Genomic DNA, 21,245 nt, shown 5'->3' with positions numbered 1-21,245 from the left:
GTCAACGAGACCTGAGGCCGTGAATCCGGGCCGTGTGATGTTGAGCAAGGTTCCCGAGATCACGGTGTGGTTCTGGATCATCAAGATCCTGTGCACCACCGTGGGTGAGAGCTTCGCCGACTGGATCAACATGACGTTGGGCCTTGGCCTCAACGCGACCGCTCTCATCTTCACCGCTGTACTCGTCGCGGTGCTGGGGTGGCAGTTGAGCCTGACCCGCTACGTGCCGTTCGTGTACTGGCTGACCGTGGTGGTGGTCAGCGTGACGGGCACGCTGTACACCGACATCCTCACCGATGACCTGCAGGTGCCGCTGGCTCTGAGCACTGGCGTGTTCGCGGCGGTACTGGCCGTGGTCTTCGGGGTGTGGTGGGCCCGGGAGCGGACACTGTCGATCCACAGCATCGTCACGCTGCCACGGGAGTGCTTCTACTGGCTGGCCATTCTGGTCACCTTCGCCCTCGGTACCGCATCGGGTGACTGGATCCTGGAGCTCACCGGCTGGGGACCGGGTATTTCGGTGCTGTTGCCTGCTGGCCTGATCGTCGCGGTCGTGATCGGCTGGCGGCTGGGCGCCAACCCGGTGTTGTCGTTCTGGTTGGCCTACATCTTGACCCGCCCGCTGGGGGCCAATCTCGGTGACTGGTTGGGCTTCCCGCCCGACCAACAGGGCCTCGGTTTGGGTACGGCGATGACCAGCGTGATCTTCCTGACCGCGATCCTCGCCACCGTCGTGTACCTCACCGTCACCCGCAGCGACGTGATCGAAGAGCACGAACGGAGCAACACCCCTGCGGTCACCACGCACCCGGCCCGCGAGCGCGTCATGCACGGGTACTACGGCGTCATCGCGGTCGCCACGGGCGTTCTGCTGGTCTGGGCGGCTGGTCAGCCGCACTCGACCGCGGCGGCCAGTGAGGCGGAATCGGGCTCGTCGGTGACCGCGACACTGGCCCCGGGGCAGTCGGCGACGGCGAAGTTCCCGCCCGCCGAGACGGTGAAGTTCCGCACCATCACTGCCGACACTCTGGCCAAGGTGCAGGCCGGTGACCAGGCGGGTGCGATGGCGCGGATCAAGGACCTCGAGACCGCGTGGGACGACGGCCAGGCCACCCTGCAGCCCCTCGATGACAACGGGTGGACCGTGCTGGACGGCCAGATCGACCACGTACTCACCGCGTTGCGGGCCGGCCAGCCCGACCCTGCGACCGAAAAACAAGCACTCACCACGCTGCTGACCTCGCTTCAGTGACACGACCGCCGATGCCACGCGCCGTCGGGTTATCCGTCCGCACGATGACCGTGACCCCGTCACCAATTCCCATGGTCTGCCTTCAGGAGGTACGAAATGTCTGACACCACCGAGCTTTCCGACACGCCGGCCGACGCGTCGCACACACCCGCGGAAACTGTGCCAACGGCGCACGCGGGATGGGCGGTCGCGACGCTGTTGTGCTTCTGGCCGCTGGCCTTCTCGGCGTTCACCCATGCGTTCGCCGTGTATCCGCTATGGGCCAGCGGCGATGTCACAGCCGCTCAGCACGCCTCCGACCGAGTCCGTCGACTCGGGCAACTCTCCGTGTGGATCGCCGCGGTTCTGGTGCTCATCACCGTCGTCCTGTGCACCATCGCCGTGGTGGTGTTGATCGCGCACGGAGACTACGAAACACCGCGTCACGGCATGGAGCACGGCGGCGAACACATGCGCAGCGGCGACTAAGGGCACCGTCACACCGCGGCGAGGACACCGGTGGACAGGGCAACGATGAGCACGCCCGCGAGCACGAGGCGATAGCCTACGAAGTAGGTGATCGGGTGTCCGGAGACGAACCGGAGCAGCCACGCAATCGAGGCGTATGCGACAACGAAGCTCACCACCGTTGCGACGCCCGTCGCCAACCACCCCACACCGCTGGCAACGTCACTGGCTGACGTCGCCGCTTCGTAACCGCCGGCCGCCACCAGGGCGGGTATCGACAAGAAGAACGACAACCGCGTTGCCGCAACACGGTTGAGGCCGACGAACAACCCACCGCTGATCGTCGCACCCGACCTCGACACCCCGGGTATCAGCGCCACACACTGCAGGATGCCGATCACCAAGGCATCGCGCAGCGTCACTTGAGTTTCGGAGCGCCGTTGGGTCGCAACGCGTTCCGCGAGGTACATCACCGCGCTCCAGGCGATCAGCGCTCCTGCGACCACCCACAGATTGCGCAGCGGGCCGGAAACGACGTCCTTGGCAAGGAATCCCACCACGCCGATGGGGATCGATCCGACGATCACCGCCCAAGCCAGCCGATACTCCGAGTCGGTTCGCGCTTGCTTGTTGCGGGCGCCCCGTACCCACACCGTTGCCAACGTCGCGATGTCGCGGCGGAAGTACACGATCACCGCGAGGATCGCCCCAGTTTGAATGATCGCGGTGAAGGCCGTGACCGCGGCATCACCCAGCGGCAGACCCATGAGTTTCTCGACGATGGTCAGATGCCCGGTACTCGAGATCGGCAGGAACTCCGTAACGCCCTCGACGATCCCCAACACCACGGCTTGGACGATGTTCACAGGGGATGCTCCTCATCGGTCGGTACTGGGCGCACGGCGCAGACACCACATCACAGCGGTGCTGAAGAAGCGTTGAAGATCGAGCGCGAGGCACACACCGCCGCCGGGTCAGTGGTCTAGGGAACGTCAGCGGACGGGTGTCGACGAGTGGTGCGATGCGAACGCCCGACCGACAGGCCCATCGGTGCGTGCGGTTCGCAGCTCGACGGCATCCTCGACCAAATCCGGAGACACGTCGACGATGATCGTGGTGGTCGGACGGGGATGGGCGTCGGTCACGCCGTCGTCGATCAGGATCGCCGCCATCGCGACGATCGCGTAGGCGAGGGCGGCCCACAGCAGGATCTTCGTCATAGGTCGCCCGCCGCGCGCAGCATCAGTAGGGACGGCATACCCGTGGCGCAGTTCGGAACTGCGCCCGGCGCTGCGCCACGCGCCCTCACCTCGTCGGTCCGACTAGCGTCGGTCAACCCGTGCATCACCGTTCTCACTACACCTCGGGGCCCGCATCGAGCACCCGCGAAATCCGGCTCGCCGCATGCTGACAGATTGCCACCGGCCCGCTGAAAGAGTGCTGAGAAGCACTTCAGCGGGCACGGTCACAGCTTGCCCAACGCGGCCAGTGGTGACCGTCTGGCGAAGCCGACCGTACCGGCCGACACCGCGCCGATCGCGGCCACCGCGGTCACCGCGATGACGATCAGGTAGACCCACGGCACCGACAGCGCCGCAGGCGGCGGATCGAAGACGCCGGTGAGCACGCTTACGAGCATGCGCGACAACGCCCACCCCAACACGACCGCACCGCCAAGCCCGCCGACGATCAACGCCGTCGATTCCGACCAGACGAACGAACCGAGCTGGCGGCGGGTCGCTCCCAGCGCGCTGGCGATGGCGAAGGCTCGTCGGCGTTCGGTGAGCCCCAGCGCGAGAACGAGAGCGCCGGCCGCGGCGGCCAGACACAGCCCGAACCCCAGCTCGATGCGGGTGAGCCCGGCCAGATTGACCGCCGTCAGGCTGGAGCCCACGTTGCCCCGGGCGGCGGCGATGTCGGTGACGGTCGCCGACGTCCCCACCAGCGCGCGGATGCGGGCGGCCACCGCGTCGCTGTCGCGTCCCCCCGTGTCGACCAGGAAGGCCCCGACGGCGTCGCTGCCCGTTCGTTGGGCGACGTATCCGGCGTTGGCGACGAAGAAGCTGTCCTTGGGCGCGGTCGGGAACTCGGTGACCACTCCGGCGTACCGGAAGGGGACGGTACTCAGCTGGTGAGTGGTGGCGTTCGGCATTCTGAGGTTGACCGTGTCGCCGACCACCAGCTGGAAGTCGCTGACGGTTTCCGCGCTGACCAGAATCGAATCCGGCTGGGATGCCAGTGTGTTCATCAACGATCTGACCGTGCCACCCCGAAAGTAACTGTCCTGCAACGCGGTGACGTTGCCGATGCTTTCTGGGTTCACCCCGTAGAGGTCCTGGAGGTCGCCTCCGATGTAGGCGAATCGGTGCTGGATCGGTTCCACCGCCCGCACGCCGTTCACGGCGGCCAGGGGTTTCGCGCCGCCGGGGGGTACGGCCGTGCCTGGGGCTTCGGTGACGGTCACGTCGGCGCCGTTGGTGAGTTGCGCGTCGACCTCGGCCTGCGCCTGGTAGGTGGCGTTGAAGGTCGCCGTGGATCCGGCGAAGGCCGCCGTCAGTGCCAGGAGCACGATCGCGCGGGCCAGCGGTGCCCTCTGTCTGGCCAGGGATTGGGAGAGCACGCGTGACAGCGGGCCGGCGACCGGTGTCAGAAGTACGGCGACCGCGCGGCGGCCCCGCACAAGCACGAGGTCGGCCAGCCTCCAGATGAAGAGCGCACCGCCGATCCACAGCAGGGCGGGGGCGACGAACGCCCAGTAGGAGACCGATATCGAGGGGACGCCTTCTGGGGCGAGGACGATCTGGTAGCCCGAGCGGCCGGCCAACCAGAACAGTAGGCCCGAGGTGACGAGTAAGACGAGGTCGACGCCGAACCGGGTCCATCCCGGGGCGTGGGTCCGCCGTACCTCGATGCGTGCGTTGGCGACGGTGACGCGGCGCAGGTCTCGCCACGCAGGCACCAGCACGGCTGCCGCGGCGATCACCAGACCGACGGCGACGGATGCCACTGCCCAACTGACGGCGGCCGAGGTGTCTGCCCCGAAGCTGGGTGATCCGAAGCTGGCCAGGCCGATCAGTGCTGCCGAAGCCAGACCCGCGGCACTGCCGAGGACGCCGACCACGGCCGTCTCGGCCGTCGAGAGCCAGACCAGTCTGTTGGTGGTCGCGCCGCGGGCGCGCAACAATGCCTGCTCGCGGCGGCGCCGCGGCGCTCCCGCGTCGACCACCGTGGCCGTCAGCAGCGCCGCCACGACGGCTGCGGGCAGACCGAGGAAGAGGAAGAGCACGCGGGCGTAGGCGGCATCGCCGCGCGCGGCGTCGAGCGCGGCGGCGAGGTTGTTACCGATCAGCGCCGAGCCGGCACTACGTGCTTCGAGGTTGTGCGCGGCGGCGGTGACCTGGGTGTAGGCAGCGGCCGGATCGCTCGGCAACGCGTGGTCGAGGGCGGCGTGGACTTGGGTGCTGACCAAATCGGGGCGCGCCGCCGCCAATGGGTTGAAGGCGGCGTGCCATTGGGCTTCGTCGAGGATCAGCACGTTGTCCGGCGGCGCGGTGGGTTGCGCACCCGGCGGTGCGCCGACCTTCTGGAACAACGAGTTCGCCTGTGGGAGTTCCACTACGCCGTCGACGACGACGTCGATTGCCGGCATGCCGACGCGGGCGATGGTGATGGTGTCACCTGGCGCCGCATTGAGGTTGGCTGCGGTTTGTTGGGCGATCAGGACACCACGATCGGTGCCGGCGAGGGTGCGCAGGACGGCCGGCCAGGTGTCGCGGTAGGTCATTGGGATGCCCAATACCGTTGCGGGGCCGGTCGTTCGGATGCCTCCCGCGCCGGTGGCGCTGAGCCCGGACGAACGGGCGAACCCGACCGGTGATGCCGCCAGCACGTGCGGGGCCGTCCGTACCGTATCCAGCACGGCGGGTGTCGAGCCGTTCGGCTGGACTTCGACTTGCCAGTCGACGGCGACCGCACCCGCCGCGCGGGCGGTCATCGCGCTCTGCGCAGCGGCCAGGAAACTGCCAAGGCAGGCGAGCAGCGCCACCGCCGCAGCGATGCCTGCTGCGGCGCCAAGGAGTCGGCCCGGCTGGCGGCGGATCAGGCCCAGCGTCCAGGTCGCGATCATGGCGCGTTCATTCCCGTCGTCATGTCGACGTCGAGGTAGCCGTCGCGCATCGTCCAGTGGTCGGTGAGCCGCGCGGCCACCGCCGGGTCGTGGGTGGCGATCATCAGCGCTGCACCGATGGCCGTCGCGGTGTCCAGCAGAGCGGTGATGACCCGGTCCGCGTTGTGGTGATCGAGCTGTCCGGTGGGTTCGTCCGCCAGGATCAGTGCAGGACGAGTTGCCACGACTCGGGCAACCGCGACCCGCTGTGATTGGCCGCCGGACAGTTCGTCGGGAAGCCTGGCCGCCGATTCACGCATACCGACCAGGTCGAGGGCGGCCAGTGCGCGCTCGTGGGCGCTGAGTTCATCCCGTCCCGCGAACAGCATTGGCAGGGCGACGTTTTCAACGACGTCGAAGCTGGGCAGCAGGCTCGGACCCTGGAACACCACACCGACGCCGTTGGGCCGACCCAGACGGTCCGCGTGCAGTCCGGGCCAGCGCACCGTTCCAGCCGTTGGCGCATCGATTCCGGCGATCACGTGGATGAGGGTCGATTTCCCCGAGCCGGACGGGCCGGTCAGGGCGATGCGCGCCGAGACCGGTATGCGGCAGCTCACCAACCTCAGAGCATGTACCGCGGCTGCGCCGGACCCGAAGGACCGTGCCACGTCGACGCATTCGGCGACGGGCGATGCCATCACGTCGGTGTCGAGGTCCGGACGGGTGGTCGTCACCAGAGAGCCTTCCCGTCATCGAGGCGTAAGACCCGGGTCGCGGCGGCGGCGACGGCTGCGCTGTGGCTGGCGACGACCACGGCGGTACCTCGGTGCGTCGCAGCGATCAGGAGGTCGAGCACATGTGCTTCGGTGGCGCTGTCGAGTTCACCGGTGGGTTCGTCGGCCAGGAGCACCGCCGGCGAGTTGGCGAGCGCGACCGCGAGCCCGGCCCGAGCAAGTTCCCCGCCGGAGAGTTGATTCGGGTAGGCCCCGCAGCGATCCTGCAGACCAAGCATCCCCAGCAGGTCCGGGGCATCGATGGATGGCCGGTCTGCCAGCGACCGCACCAGTGCCAGATTCTGCGCGACGGTGAGGTGCTCGACGAGGTTGGCATTCTGGAACAGCATGCCAACGTGGCGCGACCTGATCCGGGCACGGTCACGCTCGGTGCGGTGACTGATCCGCTGCCCGGCGATGCGCACCATGCCGCCGTCGGGGTCGTCCATCCCGGCCAGGCACGACAACAAGGTCGATTTGCCCGAGCCGGACGGTCCGGTGACGGCGACCAGGTCACCGGACTCGACCCGAAGCGATACTCCCTGAAGGGCCAGGGTCTCCTCGTCACCGGCGCGGTAGAAGCGATATAGCGAACGGGCCTCCAAAGGACATGGCGGCGCCGGTGCTGCCGCTACTGCCACTGCAGTGAATCGGTGATGGTGCGCCACGGATCGACGTTGTCGGCTCCGAGCGGTCCGGATAGCGTCAGGATCGCCTCGTGGCCGTCCCGCCAGAATTCGTATCGCTCGACGGCATCGACGCCGCTCTTGCCGGTCACCTCGTTGGGTGGCGACGTGGCCTGGTAAGTGACCAGAAAGACCGGGCCGGACTTGCGTTGGACCACCGAGATCGCTCCGAATCGGTTACCCGGACTGGATGATTGGATGGCGGGTAACTCCTGCTGCCGAATCGTGTCGGGCGTCAGTGGCGCCAGCGCCGGTCGCATCTCGATGCGCACCGCATTGAGTTTGTCGGTGAAGACGGTCGCCACGCCGTCGGTGGTCTGCGCCCAACCCTCCGGGACCGATACGGTGAACAGCTTCGTGGGCGGCGTGAAGGACACGAATACCTGAGTATCGGGGATGTCGCCGGCCGAATTGTTCTCGGGTGCAGCCGTTCCCGAGGCTGCATTTGCCGTAGACGCGCCCGAACTGGTGCTGGTGGCGCTGGCGCCGCATCCGGCGAGCACAGCCACAACAGCCACTGCCGCAACCACGATGGATGCCAAGTTTCTAGCGGTCTTCACGAGTTCCTCTCCGACAGCGTGAGCCAGGCAGCGATGTCAGGGATGTCGCAGCAGCGCTTCGGGGTTGAGCGAAGTCACGTCAGCCTCACCGGCACAGTCTGGCAATGTCCTGCTGAAGAACTGCTGAACGCGCGTCGTGTGCCGTGGGCGGCTCTGGTGTACTGGCTGTGAGGCGATGGGAAGGATGAGGCGATGCGCGTACTGGTGATCGAGGACGAGGTGCACCTCGCGGAGCTGATTCGTCGCGGCCTGGTGGCCGAGGGGTTCGTGGTCGACGTCGACCACCGCGGGGACGAGGGCTTCGAGACCGCGGTAGCCGACGCGTACGACGCGATCGTGCTCGACATAATGCTGCCGGGCAAGAGTGGGTACGAGATCGTCAGGAGTATGCGTTCCCAAGGCGTGTGGACGCCGGTGTTGATGCTGTCTGCAAAGGATGGCGAATACGACCTGGCCGATGCGTTCGACTTGGGCGCCGACGACTACCTGATCAAACCGTTCTCGTTCGTGGTGCTGATCGCACGGCTTCGGGCGCTGATCCGCCGCGGCGCACCGGAACGTCCCGCCGTCTTGACCGTCGGCGACCTCGAACTGGATCCAGCGCGCCACCGCGTTACGCGAGCGGGGGCGGAACTGGCGCTGACGCCGCGGGAGTACAGCGTCCTGGAGTTCCTGATGCGCCACCGCGGCACGGTCGTCACCAAGGCCGAGATCGTCCGGTCGGTGTGGGACACGAACTTCGACGGTGATGACAACATCGTCGAGGTCTACATCGGCTACCTGCGGCGCAAGATCATCTCACCGCTCTCCGGTCACGGTATCGAGACGGTTCGTGGTGTCGGATACCGTATCGTCGACGGCTAGTGGCAAACGGACGACGAAACGCGCGCCCCCGCTCGAGGACTCACCGACGGTCACCGTGCCGTGGTGCGCATCCGCGATCTGGGCCACGATGGACAAACCGAGGCCCGCTCCCCCGGACTCCCGGGTGCGGGGTGAATCCAGGCGAATGAACCGGTCGAATATCCGACGCCGCTCCGCCACCGGTACGCCCAGCCCATCGTCGGCGACCACGACCTGCGCCCGGGCGGCGACCTGCGCACATTCCAGTCGAATACTGCTGTGCGCGTGCCGAATTGCATTGTCGACGAGGTTTCGCACCAATCGTGAGAGCGTCCGCTGATCGCCGCTCACCCGAACGTGTCTGATCTCGGTGGCTACGCGCAAGTCAGTGATCGCGCGAACGCGATCCGCTTCGGCATAGACGATGTCGTCGAGATCGACGTCAATCGCAACCTGAACATCTCTGTGCTCATCGGCGCGCGCCAGCAGCAGCAGGTCTTCCACCAGCCGTCGCATGCGGTGTGCTTCCGGCAGCAGCGACTCGTCGATGACCTCCTGGTCGAGGAATTCGGGACGGCCATGGGCGAGTTCGAGTGCCGCGATGATCGTGGAGAGCGGGCTTCTCAGCTCATGGGATGCATCGCTGACGAACCGCCGCTGAGCGGTCTGGCCGGACTCGAGCCGGTCCAGCATGTCATTCATCGTCACCGCCAGTCGGCCCACCTCGTCGTCGACTGCCGGAACCGGGATCCGTTCGTCGAGTTTGCCACTGGTCACCGATGACACACGGGCTCGGATGCGCTCGACCGGTTGCAGCGCCGCGCCCACCAACCGGTAGGTCCCGAATGCCACCAGCGCCACCACGATCGGGCCACCGATCGCCAAGAGTCCGGCGACGGTCGTCGCAACAGTCTCGACGGGTTCACGATCGGCTCCGACCAGAACCGTTACCGGACCGGCGGGGGTCTGGGTTCCAACTCCGGTGACCCAGAAGTCGTTGTCGGCACTGAGCGCTATCCGTCCGAGAGACGTCCGCGATCCAGGTGGAATCTGCGCCGATGACACCGGCGCGGCGGGGCTGCCCGCCGATGCGACGATGATCTTTCCGCTGCGATCGACGACCTGCACCATGCCCACTTGGGCATCGGTGGCCAGCATCGCCCGGTCGAGGTCGGATGCCGGCTCGGTCCTCAGCTGTTCGACTATCTGAGCGGCTCGACCGTCGGCCGTCGACTTCGCCGAGGTCGCCAGCGATTGGAATAGGACCATCAGGAGGGCGCCGCCGGCCAGCATCAGGCACAGCGTCACGACCATCGTTGCGGCGACCGTGGTCCGGGTGCGGACCGTCCACTGCGATGGGGACGCGAGCACCGACAGGGAGGTTTTCACATGTTCAGTGTGAACCCCCGCGTGTCCGGCAGAGCACAGCCCTTCAGCGTTCCTTCAGCGCAGTCGCCGGTGCGCTGGGGATGACCACCAAGGCCGGCGGCCCAGCTGATCAACGGAGCGCAACCAGGGCGTCGACCCGAACCACACCCCGTTCGTGGTCGGCCGGATTACCGATAGTCACTCTGGCAGTCCGGTTTTCGGGCGATTCTCCCTCTAGCTCCGGTATCTGCAAGCGGGTCGGCATGGGTAGGGCAGGCAGGTGCGATGACGGTCGCGACCAGGCCGAATCCGTTCACGATCCTTGCCGGGCGACCTGCGGGTCGGGGTCTACAGGGCGGCCGCCCGACACGTCCCGCCCCGTTCGTCTGCGCTGCCCGAGGCGGAAACCGACACGGAAACGACCGCAGAGATGGGGACGTCGATGGCGAAGGTATGGCCGTTGTCGCCGGCAGCCACCACGGCGTGGTCACGGCGGCCGGCATAGGCCGGGTCGTGCGACTCGACGGAATAGGAGACGATCTGGCCTGCCGACGCGACGATGCCTAGTTCGATCGTGTTGGTCGATCCCCGCGAATGATAGAACGCGACGTCCGGCGGGCAGTCGCCGCCACCGACACCGAGCGCATACCGCACGGCCGTCGCTTGCTCGGACGGCCGATCCACTGGCTTGCCGTCACCTCCGGGCGGGGCTGCGGCGCACGCAACCACCGTCAGCGCGATTCCGACCACGCCAAGGTGCGAGGCACGTATCTGAACATGGTGTGCTGCATCATCATTGGGGCCGTAGCGAGTCCAGTGCTCGGTCGGGTTGCGATCATGGATCATCCGGGACACGCCAAGGATCACCGTCTTCCGCGGCACGAGCGAGCATCTGTTGCGGTCGACCCTCACTGTGGACCGGGGCGCCTGAAGATCCACTGAGAATGCATTCCGTGGGCGGGCCGTCGTCATCCCGACCGATGGTGGTCACCGTCCTCAGCGGAACTTCAGCGGTGGCGGCCGACTCTGATGCCATGGTCAGAAGCGGCCGGCACGCGGTACATCGGCGCCACACGGGCACGCACACCGACGCGCGTCGTGGTCGACGATGGACGGTCTGGGCCGCGGCATTGGTCGTGATCGCTTCCACGGTGTTCCTGGGGACACAGTTCGCTCAGACGGCGGTGGCGCCCGGTTACGCCACCTGGCAGGACAAGACGTCGACCCTCCTTCGCGCGGTCGGTATGGGTCCGGTGCTGGACCGGGTCGAGACCTGGCTCTATACGCGCTCCGCACCGTCGGACACCCCACCCGATCCCGCCTCGGTCACCATGACCGGGGCCGCGCCCAACAGCCCCGGTGCAGGCCCCAGGTATCCGGGCCTGCCCACGCTGGCACACACCGCGGACGATGCCGGCTGGCATGCCGTGGTCAGGGTGCCGGGGGATCCACCGGTGGTGTACACCGCGGTCATACAGCCAGATCCCTTGCACCGCAGCGTCGTCGTCGGCATCGGCCTGGTGCGCTCGTCGGCGGTGCAGGCGCACCTCGAATCCGGAACCGTCCAGCCGGTGCGGTCCGGATCGGCCGGGCAGATCCCGTCCGGACAGCTAGCCGACGTCGCCGCAGCATTCAATTCCGGCTTCAAGATGTCGGCATATTCGGGAGGCTTCTACCTCGATGGCGCCACGGTGCGGACACTGGTCGATGGCAAGGCCTCCGCAGTAATCGACGACACGGGTCGGCTGTCAATCGGACAGTGGGGCCGCGACATTCAGATGAGCTCACACGTTCGTGCGGTCCGCCAGAATCTCGCTCTCATCGTAGAAGGTGGCCAGCCCGTTCCAGGCCTGGACCGCAACGTCGACCTGCGCTGGGGAACCCTCCACAACCAGCTGCAGTACACCTGGCGGTCGGCGATGGGCATCACCCGCAGCGGCGACATCGTCTATGTGGCTGGGGACAAGCTGAACCTTGCCACCCTCGGCGTCGCACTTGCGCAGGCAGGCGCAATCACCGGGATGGAACTCGACATCCATTCCGGGATGGAGTTCTTCAGCAGCTGGCGCACCGACGGCGCCGGCGGCAGCGCACCGCAACGGTTGATGTCGGCCATGGTGGGACCGGCGGATCGCTACGTGCGGCCCGATCAGCGGGACTTCTTCTACTTCACCGCCACGCCGACGACGCCGGCTCGGTGACCGGTTGATCGCTACGGTGTATGCCTGGCTCGACGGCCAGAATACGTCGTGGATCGCCGTGTACCCGAGACACTCGGACCACACCGTGCGCTCGTCTAGTTCGTCGACGGAGAATCGTGGCGATTCCATGACCGGCACGAACCATCTGCGTCGTTCGACCTGGTTCCAGTCGATGGCGGCGGTGTGGACCGCCACTGGCTCGCATTGGGCTGCTCAGCACCGGAGTTGGACGTAAACCGGTGTGTGTATAAGTGGACGCTGCCGGGGCATGCTTCTGGCCGCCCGCGGTGACGTCGACGAGGCTTACCGTGCCACCGAACAGGCCATGGTCGAACACGATCGGATTCCGATGCCCTTCGAACGCGCACGCACCCAACTTCTGCTGGGCCGAATTCAGCGCCGACAACGCCAGGAGCAGGCGGCCACAGCCTCTCTCACAGAGGCTTGGAGTGTATTCGAGCGTCTCGGCACGCCGCTCTGGGCCGCGCAGGCTCGCGCCGAAATGGACCGCGCCGCCATCGCCACTCGCCGACACGAGTTCACTCCGGCCGAGGCAAAAGTTGCCCGGCTGACGGCATCGGGCATGACGAACGGCGAGGTGGCGGCAGCGCTGTTCATCAGCCCGAAGACCGTTGAGTTTCATCTCGGTGGCATTTATCGCAAACTGGGCATCCGCTCGCGGGCCGAACTCGGCGGTCACATGCGCGAGCCCAAAGAGTAGAAGGTCCGGATGCGTCGCTGGGATCATCGCCGCGCCCGTAAACAGCCCTTACTAGGGAAACACCTAGTTACTCATTGACTCCGCAACTATTAACGTCACCGTCGGTAGGCGAACAGCCTTGTGAGCGCTCGAATCTGGGGAGTCACGCGACGGCTGGCCTTCTGGGATGACGTAACCGTACGACTGGAGCGGGAATCGATGACCACACGTACACCTGTAGCGATCGTCATGGCGATCGCGTTCGTCGGCGCGTCCGTGCTGTCCGGGACATTGGCGACGCCGATCGCCAACGCCGACGATCCGCTCGGCCCGATCAGGGGCACTGTCAACGGCGACCGGTCCAGGACTGGCTGTCCGGCATTCACCTACAGCCAGGAACTCGAAGACCTCGCTCAGACAGCGGTGCGGCCGGGCGACGTAAGGGGCGGCGACCTCAGCGGCCGTTATGGGTGACGATCCGTACTCGTGGCTCGAGGCCATCGACGGTGAGCAGTCGCTGGATTGGGTGGAGCGGCACAACGTGGCCACCCTGGCCCGGCTGTCGGGTGAACGGTTCGAGCAGATGCGCGCTGAGGGGCTCGACGTGCTCGACGCCGACACCAACATCCCTGGGGTAGCGCGCACCGGGGAGTATCTCTACAACTTCTGGCGCGATGGGGGCCAGCCGCGGGGGGTGTGGCGGCGCACCACCTTGGAGGAATACCGCAAGGACTCCCCGGTGTGGGACGTCGTCATCGATGTCGACGCGCTGGCCGCCGCCGAGGACGAGAACTGGGTATTCGGCGGCGCCGGCATCATTCAGCCCTGGAATAAAAGAGCGATTGTCTGGCTCTCTCGCGGCGGTGGAGACGCCTCCGTCGTGCGCGAATTCGACATGACTACACGGCAATTCGTCGCCGATGGGTTCAACCTGCCCGAGGCCAAGCACGATATCGATTTCGAGGACGAGGACACCGTGCTGGTGGGGACCGACTTCGGTGACGGTTCGCTGACCGAAGCGGGGTATCCACGGCTGATCAAGCGGTGGCGGCGCGGGACGCCGCTGGAGGACGCCGAAACGGTCTTCTCCGGTTCTGCGAGCGACCTCATGGTGAGCGTGGCTTGCGCGCTTCAGCCAGGATTCGAGCGCACCTTCATTTACCGCATCGTCGACAACTACAACAAAGTGACCTTCGAGCTGCGTGACGGCGAACTCATCCGCCTCGACATCCCGACCGACTCCAAGTTCGCGGCGCACCGCGAATGGATGATGATCGCTCTGGTATCGGACTGGGTCAGGGGCGACACCACGTTCGAGGCCGGCTCGGTGCTCATCGCGGATTACGAGCAATTCGTCGCCGGGACAGTCGAACCACACGTGGTGTTCGAGCCCGGCGGCGGCGACTTCTTTGCCGCCGGGGCGTTTACCGGCGACCGGTTCCTCAGCATCAAGCTGCGTGATGTGGCGACAGTGGTGGAGGTCCTCACCCCGGGCAGCTGGCAGGCCGAGCCGCTGCCGGGGGTGCCGGACAACGCCACCGTCGGCCTCGCCGGCTACGACGTATTCGGCGACGAAATCTTCCTTTCCACCAGCGGCTTCGACACACCGCCGCGACTGTTGCATGGCCCGTCGGCTGGACCCGTGCGGGAGATCAAGTCCTCGCCGGCGTTGTTCGACGCCGACGACCTCGTCGTCACTCAGCGCTTCACGTCCTCAGCCGACGGGACCCGGGTGCCGTATTTCCTGGTCGCGCATCGGGATTCGATTGGTTGCGGCCCGACTCTGCTGCTTGGCTACGGCGCCTTTCGTGTGCCGCGGTTACCGGGCTATTTCGGTGTGTTGGGCCGACTGTGGTTGGCTCGCGGCGGCACCTTCGCGCTGGCGAACATCCGCGGCGGTGGGGAGTACGGGCCAGCGTGGCACGAGCAGGTGCTTCGCGCGAACAGGCACAAGGTCGCCGAGGACTTCGCTGCCGTCGCTAGGGATCTGGTTGCGGAGGGCGTCACGACCGCCCCCCAGCTCGGCGCCCTCGGCGGCAGCGCGGGAGGCCTGCTGATGGGCATCATGCTCACGCAGTACCCCGAGCTGTTCGGAGCGTTGGTCTGCCAGCAGCCGCTGCTGGACATGCGCCGCTTCCACCTGCTGCCGCCCGGTGCCGCCTGGACGACGGAGTTCGGCAACCCCGACGAGCCGGCCGACTGGGAATTCATCAAGGCGTATTCGCCGTACCACAACATCTCCGCCGAGCGGCACTACCCGCCCGTGCTGATCACCACCTCAACCAGGGATGACCGGGTTCATCCGGGTCATGCGCGCAAGATGGCGGCAGCGCTGGAAGCCGCGGACCACCAGGTCCTCTTCTACGAAAAGAAAGAGGGCGGCCACGCCGGGGCCTCCAACAACGCCCAAGCCGCCATCACCGACGCTCTCGTGTACGAATTCCTTCTCCAAACGCTCCTTCAGTACGCACCACGGTAGGACGCAACCGGCTGGCGCCGAGGCTGCCCGCACGGATGTGGCTATTTCCGCTGCCCTGAGGATCGGAGCTCGCTACTCGAACAGTCCCAGAAGCTGATTCGGAAAAAGCGCGTGTTTTGACGTCGGCGCTGGCTCGTAGTCGGTGAACGCGGCCCATTGGGGGCGGCGACACAGCACAGGAGAGCACGACGCTTACCTGAGCACCCTAGCTGTGCAGCTCATTGATCTCGGCCACAGGCGCACCTTGCGGACCGGCATCCCGTCGCCGTGACAGCAACCCACGGCTTCGTCACAGTCTGCGACAGTCGGGTTGGGCACCAGCCGCGGCATGCTCTGGTGCGGGCCGGCACCCACCGGCACTCCATGCCGGCGTTACATTGCCCGGCGCCTCTTCATGGACCGTCATCACCACACCTGGTCACACCGATGCGGGGATCACGTTCTGGCACGCAGATTCTCGCACCTCGTTCTCCGGCGACACGGTCCACCGCCATCGTCGGCACTTCGAGTGCTAATGGACACCGCATCGATCCGAGGGAGTGAGGACCGACCCGAGCCCCGCAGCCGACCGATGGGGCAGACCGGGCAGCCAAGTACTCATCCATCCGGGGCCGCGAAAGCCTTCACCACGCGTCAACGCGGCCGGTGAAGGATCATGAGTACATGATCGACGGCCGCGTTCGTCAGGAGGCGGAAAGCCAGCCACGCAGTTGGTCCGAGGGCATCCCCGACGAGCGCACCAGAATTTCCGCCGTTATTGCGGCGCTCGGTGGGGTGAACGTTAGGTGACGGCTTCGCCTCTCCTGGGCCGGGACGCCGAAACCCGTTCAGTGGCCGAGTTTCTCGCGGCGGCCTCCACGACACCGTCGGCGTTGGTGGTGGAGGGGAAACCAGGAATAGGCAAGACCACGCTGTGGCTTGCCGGCGTCGAGCAGGCACGTGAGCATGGCTTTCAGGTGCTCTCGGCCCGGCCAGCTGCAGCGGAGTCGGCGCTGTCGTACTCATCGTTGGCCGACCTTCTGGGTGGCGTCGAGGCCGCCGCCCAGTCCGAGCTGCCGGATCCACAACGAGTCGCGCTGGAGCACGTCCTGCTGCGTGCCGATGCGGGCGAGGCGCCGACTGACCCGCGAGCCGTCTCGGCAGCCCTGCTGTCAGTCGTGCAACGACTCGCGATCGAGTCACCGGTGCTCGTGGCGATCGACGACCTGCAGTGGCTCGATATGTCCAGCGCGCACGCAATCGCGTTCGCCCTACGGCGACTCGCTGGCCGGGTAGCGGTGTTCGCTACGACCCGTAACGACCGCGACAGCGCCAGCGCGACCTCGTGGCTGCAACTGCCCACACCCGACGCTATACGTCGGATCCCGCTGCGCCCGTTGAACATCAGTAGTCTACATGCGGTCATCACAGAGCGCCTCGGACAATCGTTCCCGCGACCGGCCATTCTCAAGATTCACGAAGTCTCAGGCGGAAATCCCTTCTATGCCCTGGAACTGGCGCGATCACTGGAAGGTCACACGCTCACCCCGACGTCTTTGCCCGCCTCGCTCGCAGAATTGGTGCGCGCCCGGGTCGGCAGTCTCGACCACGACGTACGCCATGCCCTGCTCGCCGTGGCGTGTTTCGCGGTTCCGACCGTAGAGCTGGTCGCTCGCGCCACGGGCACCGGCGCCGCTGACCTCGTGGCGCTACTTGCGGGCGCCGAGAACACCGGGATCGTCGAAATCGATGGTCAATACTTGCGTTTCGCTCATCCGCTTCTCGCCAGGGGCGTGTACACCGACACACCCCCGGCGCTCCGTCGAGCGATGCACCAGAGACTGGCAGGCCTGGTCGACGACCCAGAGTCACGCGCCAGGCATCTCGCGCTCGCCGCGACGAGCGCGACCCCTGCCACACTCGAGTCGCTGGACGTCGCGGCCGAACTGGCGCGCAAGCGCGGAGCGCCGGCCGCCGCCGCCGAACTGCTCGATCTCGGCCTCGCATTGGGTGGTGAAACGCCCGAGCGTCAGATCCGTGCAGCAAGCCACCATCTCGGAGCCGGCAACCCCGGCCGAGCCAAGAACCTCCTCGAACAGGCCATCGCGCACTCGGCGCCCGGGGTGCTCCGCGCGCGTGCACTCATGCAGCTGGCTGTCGTCAACCTGTTCGACGACGGTCTGCAAGAAGGTGCAGCCCTGTTCGAACGTGCGTTGGGTGAGGTCGGCGGGGACTTCGCTCTGCGGGCTCAGATATTGGTCACGCTGTCGTTCGCTCTGCTGAACGAAGACCGATTCGCGGAGGCGGTCGACGAGAAGGTCGAGGAAGCCGTCGTTGCTGCCATGCGGTCCGGGGTTCCTTCGCTCGTCAGTCAGGCACTCGGCGCGCGCGCCATGATTCGATTCATTCAGGGCAAGGGTCACGATCAACCCGGCATGCGTCGTGCGCTGGAGTTGGAAGACCCCGATGCGAACATCGCGATCGTGTTTCGCCCGACCGTGGAAAACGCGCTGCTGTCAGGTTGGTCGGGGCAGCTCGACAACGCCCGAGACGCGTTGGTCTCCATCTGTCGCGGCTGTCTCGAACGTGGCGAGGAGAGTGAGCTCGTCTACCTGTCGTTTCACACGTGTCTCGTCGAGTTCTGGCTCGGAGAGTTCATCGGAGCCGGTCGGCGCGCGGAGGACACTGTTGAACGAGCGCGACGGTTGGGCGGTGACATACCCCTGCTCGAAGCGTTGACGATGCGGGCGCTGGCAAGGTCGTACGCCGGTCAAGAGGTCGACGCCCGATCCGATTTGACCGAAGCCACTGCTGCCAGCGCACGCAGCGGTATGCACGCCATCGCCGAGTGGCCGGTGACCGTACTCGGCTTCCTGGAGATGTCACTGGGTAACTACGAGGCGGCGCTCGCCGCGCTCACGCCGCTGATGTGCAAGATCACTGCCACTCTCGCTTCGACGGAAATCATTGCCGGGTCATTCATTCCAGATGCCGTCGAAGCGCTGATTCATCTGGATCGGCTCCACGATGCAGAGCCCCTGATCGACCTTCTCGAAGGCAACGGCCGCAGACTCGACCGTCCCTGGATGTTGGCAGTCGGCGGACGGTGCCGAGGCATGCTTCTGGCCGCCCGCGGTGACGTCGACGAGGCTTACCGTGCCACCGAACAGGCCATGGTCGAACACGATCGGATTCCGATGCCCTTCGAACGCGCACGCACCCAACTTCTGCTGGGCCGAATTCAGCGCCGACAACGCCAGGAGCAGGCGGCCACAGCCTCTCTCACAGAGGCTTGGAGTGTATTCGAGCGTCTCGGCACGCCGCTCTGGGCCGCGCAGGCTCGCGCCGAAATGGACCGCGCCGCCATCGCCACTCGCCGACACGAGTTCACACCGGCCGAGCAAAAAGTCGCGCGACTGACGGCATCAGGCATGACGAACGGCGAGGTGGCGGCAGCGCTGTTCATCAGCCCGAAGACTGTTGAGTTTCACCTCGGTGGCATTTATCGCAAACTGGGCATCCGCTCGCGGGCCGAACTCGGCGGTCACATGCGCGAGCCCAAAGAGTAGAAGGTCCGGATGCGTCGCTGGGATCATCGCCGCGCCCGTAAACAGCCCTTACTAGGGAAACACCTAGTTACTCATTGACTCCGCAACTATTAACGTCACCGTCGGTAGGCGAACAGCCTTGTGAGCGCTCGAATCTGGCGAGTCACGCGATGGCTGGCCCTCGGGGATGACGTAACCGTACGACTGGAGCGGGAATCGATGACCACACGTACACCTGTAGCGATCGTCATGGCGATCGCGTTCGTCGGCGCGTCCGTGCTGTCCGGGACATTGGCGACGCCGATCGCCAACGCCGACGATCCGCTCGGCCCGATCAGGGGCACTGTCAACGGCGACCGGTCCAGGACTGGCTGTCCGGCATTCAACTACAGCCAGGAACTCGAAGACCTCGCTCAGACAGCGGTGCGGCCAGGCGACGTAAGGGGAGGCGACCTCAGCGGGTACAACGGCAAGGCGAAGTTGAGCACGGGTTGGGGTGATCCCCAAGCCGCCGCGATCAACGATGCCTACAAGAACGGTGCAGGACCCTTGATCAGCGACTGCGACTACACCGAGTTCGGCGTGGGATTTCACCGCAACGAGAGTTCTGAATACGACTCGGTGAGCATCGTCTTTGGTGCACCTGCAAAGGTGGCGGCGCCTCCTGCCGCCGCCCCTGCTCCCGACCCCATTCTCGTGCCCACTCCAGCCAGCAGGCAGTGCCCGGCAGGTTCGCCCACTCCGACCGTTGGAGCCTTCGAGACCTGCGCCCCGCCGCCGACGGACTCCGTCACGTTGGCCGTCTCAGCAGCGGGCCTCGGCAAGATCGACGTGAAGTTGACCAACAGCGCCGACCTCGACGCCTCATGCGCCTACACCGCTAAACCCAAGAGCAATCCGTTCGGGATACTGCCGACGATCAACGAGACCGTCGCGGTGAAGGCCAAGGGCACGGCGACGCTCAATGAGAATTCCCCTTTTCCCGGGTCCACCTACCACCTGACGGTGTCGTGCACCGGCAGCTTCGAGGGCAAGAACGTCGACTTGGGTCACCCGGAACAGGATGTGTCGGGCTGATGTCCGCGACCCGCATTCCCGCGTACCTACCGACAAGCAATGAGGACGGTTGAATTGAGCACTTCCAACTGCTTCCATCTGGGTGCTCGCTTCGGCGTGAAATCCGTGCTCGTGGCGGTGCTCGTGGGGTCCGCGCTCGGGGCGAGCGTGACCGCGGCCAGCGCCGACGTCGTGCCGGGAACCGAAGACGGCTGGGGTACGCCGCCCGGCGGCGTCACTCTCTCCGTTGTCGGCGACGACGGTTCTGGAAACCACCTGCTGACCGTTACCTGGGGGCCGATAGACCCAATCCCTGCTGACGGGGGCTACTGGAGCTGCGACGTGGACGAACGCTACACGCCGACCCAATTGGACGATCAGGGTCGAAGCCCCAAGTTCCCTGAATCGACCACTAAGGCCAATTTCCGCGTCAAGCTGGATCCCCCCTCTGGAGGAAGCTTTCAGCAGAATGTTGTCGAGGCTCCCGGAGCGCGGATCAAGATGAGTATCGAGTGCCGCACGGTTTACCCCGGGGCCTTTCCAGTTACTCCTGGCTCCGCTCCGTTCGGATGGCGATTCGAGTACCAGCTGAGCTAACCGTGCAACCCCGAATGGGACCGGGTGCGCGGCCATATGAACTTCGTGCCCCGGCTTGATTCGAATTTGTCTGGTCGAGAGTGACGAGTACCCGTACGTGAGGGAGGGGCAATGCTGAGAACGACGCGGTCGCGCGCGGCCTTGTATGTGGTCATCGTCGGATGGATCGGGTTCCAAGCAGGCAACGCTGTATTCAGCGGGACCTACCCGTGGTTCGTCCGGTTGTTTGAGCTCGTCATCTTCGTAGCCGTGATGGCGTACACGGCACGGTGGGTATACCGGCAGTTTCCTGCTGACGACGAATAGGCGCGGTCCGCTGGCTCCATCTCGGCCACGTGCGCAACGTCCCATCGGCACCAGCCTCGACGGCGTGCCATGGTGCACAGAGGACAACACCGTGGTGTGTTCCCCGCTTGAGTGTCCGAACCAGTTTTTAGAGCGTATGGGGATGCTGGGGCCCCTCACATGTGAACGTGAAATGCGATGTCCACTGGGCGACACGCTGTAGCCAAACGGCGCCTTGTCGCCGCGAATCAATTTGCGTACGCCCGGCTGACGGCGCTCATCGAAGATCCCCAGGTGTGCTTATCGGAATTCCCCACCTGTGAGCAGCGGTCAGTGTATCGGTTGGCGGGTGCCGGTGGTGGC

Annotated in this window: 20 protein-coding genes; 12 read left to right on the top strand and 8 right to left on the bottom strand. The window is 66.0% G+C overall.

Annotated elements, in window-relative coordinates:
* The first annotated feature begins 37 nt into the window (after positions 1-37).
* Both HNP02_RS41255 and HNP02_RS41250 read left to right on the top strand, forming a co-directional pair.
* The gene (locus HNP02_RS41255) at positions 38-1,252 is read left to right on the top strand and encodes a hypothetical protein (RefSeq protein ID WP_221318618.1); all 1,215 of its coding nucleotides are present in this window, start codon (positions 38-40) and stop codon (positions 1,250-1,252) included.
* A gap of 96 nt (positions 1,253-1,348) precedes the next feature.
* Positions 1,349-1,720, top strand: a complete 372-nt coding sequence (locus tag HNP02_RS41250) for a CD225/dispanin family protein (RefSeq protein WP_184446591.1) — start codon at positions 1,349-1,351, stop codon at positions 1,718-1,720.
* A gap of 8 nt (positions 1,721-1,728) precedes the next feature.
* Here the strand turns inward: HNP02_RS41250 and HNP02_RS41245 are convergent, their stop codons facing one another.
* The 6 genes from HNP02_RS41245 to HNP02_RS41220 form a co-directional block, all read right to left on the bottom strand.
* Positions 1,729-2,565, bottom strand: a complete 837-nt coding sequence (locus HNP02_RS41245) for an undecaprenyl-diphosphate phosphatase (RefSeq protein WP_184446590.1) — start codon at positions 2,563-2,565, stop codon at positions 1,729-1,731.
* A 126-nt stretch (positions 2,566-2,691) separates the two neighbouring features.
* A complete protein-coding gene (locus tag HNP02_RS41240; protein WP_184446589.1) occupies positions 2,692-2,919 on the bottom strand; it encodes a hypothetical protein in 228 nt (75 codons plus the stop codon).
* 245 nt (positions 2,920-3,164) lie between these two features.
* A complete protein-coding gene (locus HNP02_RS41235; RefSeq protein WP_184446588.1) occupies positions 3,165-5,825 on the bottom strand; it encodes an FtsX-like permease family protein in 2,661 nt (886 codons plus the stop codon).
* Positions 5,822-6,541, bottom strand: a complete 720-nt coding sequence (locus HNP02_RS41230; protein WP_309241885.1) for an ATP-binding cassette domain-containing protein — start codon at positions 6,539-6,541, stop codon at positions 5,822-5,824. The genes HNP02_RS41235 and HNP02_RS41230 overlap by 4 nt, the downstream gene beginning before the upstream one ends.
* Positions 6,538-7,221, bottom strand: coding sequence for an ABC transporter ATP-binding protein (locus HNP02_RS41225; RefSeq protein ID WP_184446587.1), 684 nt, complete (start codon positions 7,219-7,221; stop codon positions 6,538-6,540). The genes HNP02_RS41230 and HNP02_RS41225 overlap by 4 nt, the downstream gene beginning before the upstream one ends.
* Positions 7,212-7,784, bottom strand: a complete 573-nt coding sequence (locus HNP02_RS41220; protein ID WP_255507524.1) for a hypothetical protein — start codon at positions 7,782-7,784, stop codon at positions 7,212-7,214. Before HNP02_RS41220 ends, HNP02_RS41225 begins: the two co-directional genes overlap by 10 nt.
* 234 nt (positions 7,785-8,018) lie before the next feature.
* On the opposite strand from HNP02_RS41220, the gene HNP02_RS41215 reads away from it, so the two are divergent.
* Positions 8,019-8,690, top strand: a complete 672-nt coding sequence (locus tag HNP02_RS41215) for a response regulator transcription factor (protein ID WP_184446586.1) — start codon at positions 8,019-8,021, stop codon at positions 8,688-8,690.
* Here HNP02_RS41215 and HNP02_RS41210 read toward each other — a convergent pair.
* Together HNP02_RS41210 and HNP02_RS41205 are read right to left on the bottom strand one after the other, a co-directional pair.
* A complete protein-coding gene (locus HNP02_RS41210; RefSeq protein WP_184446625.1) occupies positions 8,625-9,983 on the bottom strand; it encodes an ATP-binding protein in 1,359 nt (452 codons plus the stop codon). The two genes, HNP02_RS41215 and HNP02_RS41210, sit on opposite strands and share 66 nt — an antisense overlap.
* Positions 9,984-10,385: 402 nt before the next feature.
* Complete coding sequence (locus HNP02_RS41205; RefSeq protein ID WP_184446585.1) at positions 10,386-10,919, bottom strand: hypothetical protein; 534 nt, start codon at positions 10,917-10,919, stop codon at positions 10,386-10,388.
* Between the two features lie 152 nt (positions 10,920-11,071).
* Between HNP02_RS41205 and HNP02_RS41200 the strand changes: the two genes are divergently transcribed.
* From HNP02_RS41200 to HNP02_RS41165, 9 genes are all read left to right on the top strand, one after another.
* Positions 11,072-12,238 carry a hypothetical protein gene (locus HNP02_RS41200; RefSeq protein ID WP_184446584.1) on the top strand — a complete coding sequence of 389 codons (1,167 nt, stop codon included), beginning with the start codon at positions 11,072-11,074 and terminating at the stop codon, positions 12,236-12,238.
* Positions 12,239-12,506: 268 nt separating this feature from the next.
* On the top strand, positions 12,507-12,959 hold the full coding sequence (locus HNP02_RS41195; RefSeq protein ID WP_184446583.1) for a helix-turn-helix transcriptional regulator: 453 nt from the start codon (positions 12,507-12,509) through the stop codon (positions 12,957-12,959).
* A 198-nt stretch (positions 12,960-13,157) separates the two neighbouring features.
* Entirely contained in the window at positions 13,158-13,412 is a 255-nt protein-coding gene (locus HNP02_RS41190) for a hypothetical protein (RefSeq protein WP_184446582.1), read from the top strand.
* Entirely contained in the window at positions 13,405-15,417 is a 2,013-nt protein-coding gene (locus HNP02_RS41185) for a prolyl oligopeptidase family protein (RefSeq protein WP_184446581.1), read from the top strand. The genes HNP02_RS41190 and HNP02_RS41185 overlap by 8 nt, the downstream gene beginning before the upstream one ends.
* Before the next feature lie 221 nt (positions 15,418-15,638).
* The gene (locus HNP02_RS44245; RefSeq protein WP_375373773.1) at positions 15,639-15,932 is read left to right on the top strand and encodes an MBL fold metallo-hydrolase; all 294 of its coding nucleotides are present in this window, start codon (positions 15,639-15,641) and stop codon (positions 15,930-15,932) included.
* A 270-nt stretch (positions 15,933-16,202) separates the two neighbouring features.
* Positions 16,203-18,965: a LuxR family transcriptional regulator gene (locus HNP02_RS41180; RefSeq protein ID WP_184446580.1), complete on the top strand. Its 2,763-nt coding sequence runs from the start codon at positions 16,203-16,205 to the stop codon at positions 18,963-18,965.
* A gap of 198 nt (positions 18,966-19,163) precedes the next feature.
* Complete coding sequence (locus HNP02_RS41175) at positions 19,164-20,021, top strand: hypothetical protein (protein WP_184446579.1); 858 nt, start codon at positions 19,164-19,166, stop codon at positions 20,019-20,021.
* Between the two features lie 54 nt (positions 20,022-20,075).
* A complete protein-coding gene (locus HNP02_RS41170; RefSeq protein ID WP_184446578.1) occupies positions 20,076-20,597 on the top strand; it encodes a hypothetical protein in 522 nt (173 codons plus the stop codon).
* Positions 20,598-20,708: 111 nt separating this feature from the next.
* Positions 20,709-20,903, top strand: a complete 195-nt coding sequence (locus HNP02_RS41165; protein ID WP_184446577.1) for a hypothetical protein — start codon at positions 20,709-20,711, stop codon at positions 20,901-20,903.
* Positions 20,904-21,245: the final 342 nt, after the last annotated feature.

It is taken from the genome of Mycobacterium sp. AZCC_0083, from assembly GCF_014202335.1.
Taxonomy (GTDB): domain Bacteria; phylum Actinomycetota; class Actinomycetes; order Mycobacteriales; family Mycobacteriaceae; genus Mycobacterium.
This window is presented reverse-complemented; position numbering and strand designations above follow the sequence as displayed.

What these genes read in the sequence shown, in the direction of transcription:
- HNP02_RS41175 (WP_184446579.1), top strand. Translation starts at nt 19,164, where the DNA reads ATGACCACACGTACACCTGTAGCGATCGTCATGGCGATCGCGTTCGTC.
- HNP02_RS41240 (WP_184446589.1), bottom strand. Translation starts at nt 2,919, where the DNA reads ATGACGAAGATCCTGCTGTGGGCCGCCCTCGCCTACGCGATCGTCGCG.
- HNP02_RS41195 (WP_184446583.1), top strand. Translation starts at nt 12,507, where the DNA reads ATGCTTCTGGCCGCCCGCGGTGACGTCGACGAGGCTTACCGTGCCACC.
- HNP02_RS41185 (WP_184446581.1), top strand. Translation starts at nt 13,405, where the DNA reads ATGGGTGACGATCCGTACTCGTGGCTCGAGGCCATCGACGGTGAGCAG.
- HNP02_RS41235 (WP_184446588.1), bottom strand. Translation starts at nt 5,825, where the DNA reads ATGATCGCGACCTGGACGCTGGGCCTGATCCGCCGCCAGCCGGGCCGA.
- HNP02_RS41200 (WP_184446584.1), top strand. Translation starts at nt 11,072, where the DNA reads ATGGTCAGAAGCGGCCGGCACGCGGTACATCGGCGCCACACGGGCACG.
- HNP02_RS41210 (WP_184446625.1), bottom strand. Translation starts at nt 9,983, where the DNA reads ATGGTCGTGACGCTGTGCCTGATGCTGGCCGGCGGCGCCCTCCTGATG.
- HNP02_RS41250 (WP_184446591.1), top strand. Translation starts at nt 1,349, where the DNA reads ATGTCTGACACCACCGAGCTTTCCGACACGCCGGCCGACGCGTCGCAC.
- HNP02_RS41165 (WP_184446577.1), top strand. Translation starts at nt 20,709, where the DNA reads ATGCTGAGAACGACGCGGTCGCGCGCGGCCTTGTATGTGGTCATCGTC.
- HNP02_RS41215 (WP_184446586.1), top strand. Translation starts at nt 8,019, where the DNA reads ATGCGCGTACTGGTGATCGAGGACGAGGTGCACCTCGCGGAGCTGATT.
- HNP02_RS41190 (WP_184446582.1), top strand. Translation starts at nt 13,158, where the DNA reads ATGACCACACGTACACCTGTAGCGATCGTCATGGCGATCGCGTTCGTC.
- HNP02_RS41255 (WP_221318618.1), top strand. Translation starts at nt 38, where the DNA reads ATGTTGAGCAAGGTTCCCGAGATCACGGTGTGGTTCTGGATCATCAAG.